We start from the raw sequence: 1,745 nt of genomic DNA, 5'->3' as shown, positions 1-1,745 counted from the left end.
AAGGGCGCGCTCATCGGTGAGCTCGAGCACGACCCGGACCGCCTCACCGCCCCGCGCATCAGGACCCCCGACGGCCTGGTCGAGACGACCTGGAACGAGGCCTTCGACGTGGTCGATCAGCGGCTGCGTGCGGTGATCGCCGAGCACGGCCCGGACAGCGTCGCCATCTACCTCGGCAACCCGAACGCCCACACCCTCTCCGGTCAGCTCTACGCCCGACCGCTGATCAAGTCGCTGCGCACGCGCAACGTGCACTCGGCCTCGTCGGTCGATCAGCTCCCCAAGCACGTCAGCTGCGGCACCGTCTTCGGGGACCCCTTGGCGATCCCCGTCCCGGACATCGACCGCACCGATCTGCTCGTGGTACTCGGCGGTGATCCGCGGACCTCCAACGGGTCGCTCTGGACCGTCCCGGACGTCCCCGGGCGTCTCGATGCGCTGCGGGCTCGCGGGGGTCGCCTGGTCGTCGTCGACCCTCGCAGGACACGCACGGCGAAGAAGGCCGACCAGCACCTGGCGATCCGACCTGGGACCGACGCGCTGCTGCTCGCCGCGATCGTGGCCACGGTGGTGGACGAGGACCTGGTCGACGTCCCCGCCGACCTCGCTGCCCACGTCGACGGCATCGATGTGGTGTGCTCGGCGCTGGCCGGGTTCACACCGGAGCGGGTCGCGGCCACCTGCGGCCTCGACGCGGAACAGATCCGGGGCCTGGCTCGTGAGCTCGCTGCCGCCGAACGGGCCGTGGTCTACGGCCGTCTCGGGACGACGACGGTGCGGCACGGGACGCTCGCGAGCTGGCTCGTGGACGTCGTCAACGTCCTGACCGGCAACCTCGACCGTCCCGGCGGGTCGATGTTCCCACGCCCCGCTCACCACCGACCGGGGGCCGGGCGGGCGTTCCGCATGGGGCGGTGGTCGTCGCGGGTGCGGGGGCTGCCGGAGGCCATCGGCGAGCTCCCCGTCGCCACGCTGACCGACGAGATCGAGACCCCCGGCGAGGGGCAGGTCCGCGCCCTGATCGTCGTGGGTGGCAACCCGACCATCTCGACACCGGACGCTGCGCGCCTGGACGCCGCCATCGCCGGGCTCGACCTCGTGATCGCGGTCGACCCCTACGTCGGCGCGACCGCACGTCACGCCGACGTGGTGCTGCCACCTCCCGGCCCGCTGCAGCGCAGCCACTGCGACCTGGTGTTCGCCGGCCTGTCGATCCGCAACGTCATCAACTACTCCCCCGCGGTCCGCCAGCTCCCCGATGGCCAGCTCGACGAGTGGGAGATCCTGCTCGCGCTCGCCTCGATCGCGCTCGGCGCCGGCGTCCCCCGCGATGGGGCGGGCGACCTCGACGTGTCGCTCGCCGACGACCTCGTGGCCCAGCAGACGGCGGAGGCCCTCGCGGCCGATCCCCGCGCACGGATCGGGATCGACCGTGACCCGGCCGCGTTGCTCGCGGCCGTGGCTCCACGACGCGGTCCCGAGCGGATGCTCGACCTCGTCCTCCGCGCCGGGCCGTACGGCGATGGGTTCGCCGGCGGCGACGGCCTCACGCTCGCGGCGATGGAAGCCAACCCCCACGGCATCGATCACGGACCGCTCGAGCCACGGGTGCCCGACGTCCTCACCACCGACGATCGCCGGGTCCACCTCGCTCCCGACGCGTTCCTGGCCGGCCTCCCCGAGCTCGAGGCGGAGCTCGATCGGGAGCCCCCGACCACGGTGCTGATCGGACGACGGCACCTGCG

General features: G+C 73.0%; 1 protein-coding gene. It reads left to right on the top strand.

What is annotated here, in order from left to right:
• The coding region (locus tag WEB03_RS03785; protein WP_368069642.1) for a molybdopterin-dependent oxidoreductase at nt 1-1,745 on the top strand (1,745 nt) is incomplete at both ends.

It is taken from the genome of Nitriliruptor sp., from assembly GCF_040882075.1.
Taxonomy (GTDB): domain Bacteria; phylum Actinomycetota; class Nitriliruptoria; order Nitriliruptorales; family Nitriliruptoraceae; genus Nitriliruptor.
This window is presented reverse-complemented; position numbering and strand designations above follow the sequence as displayed.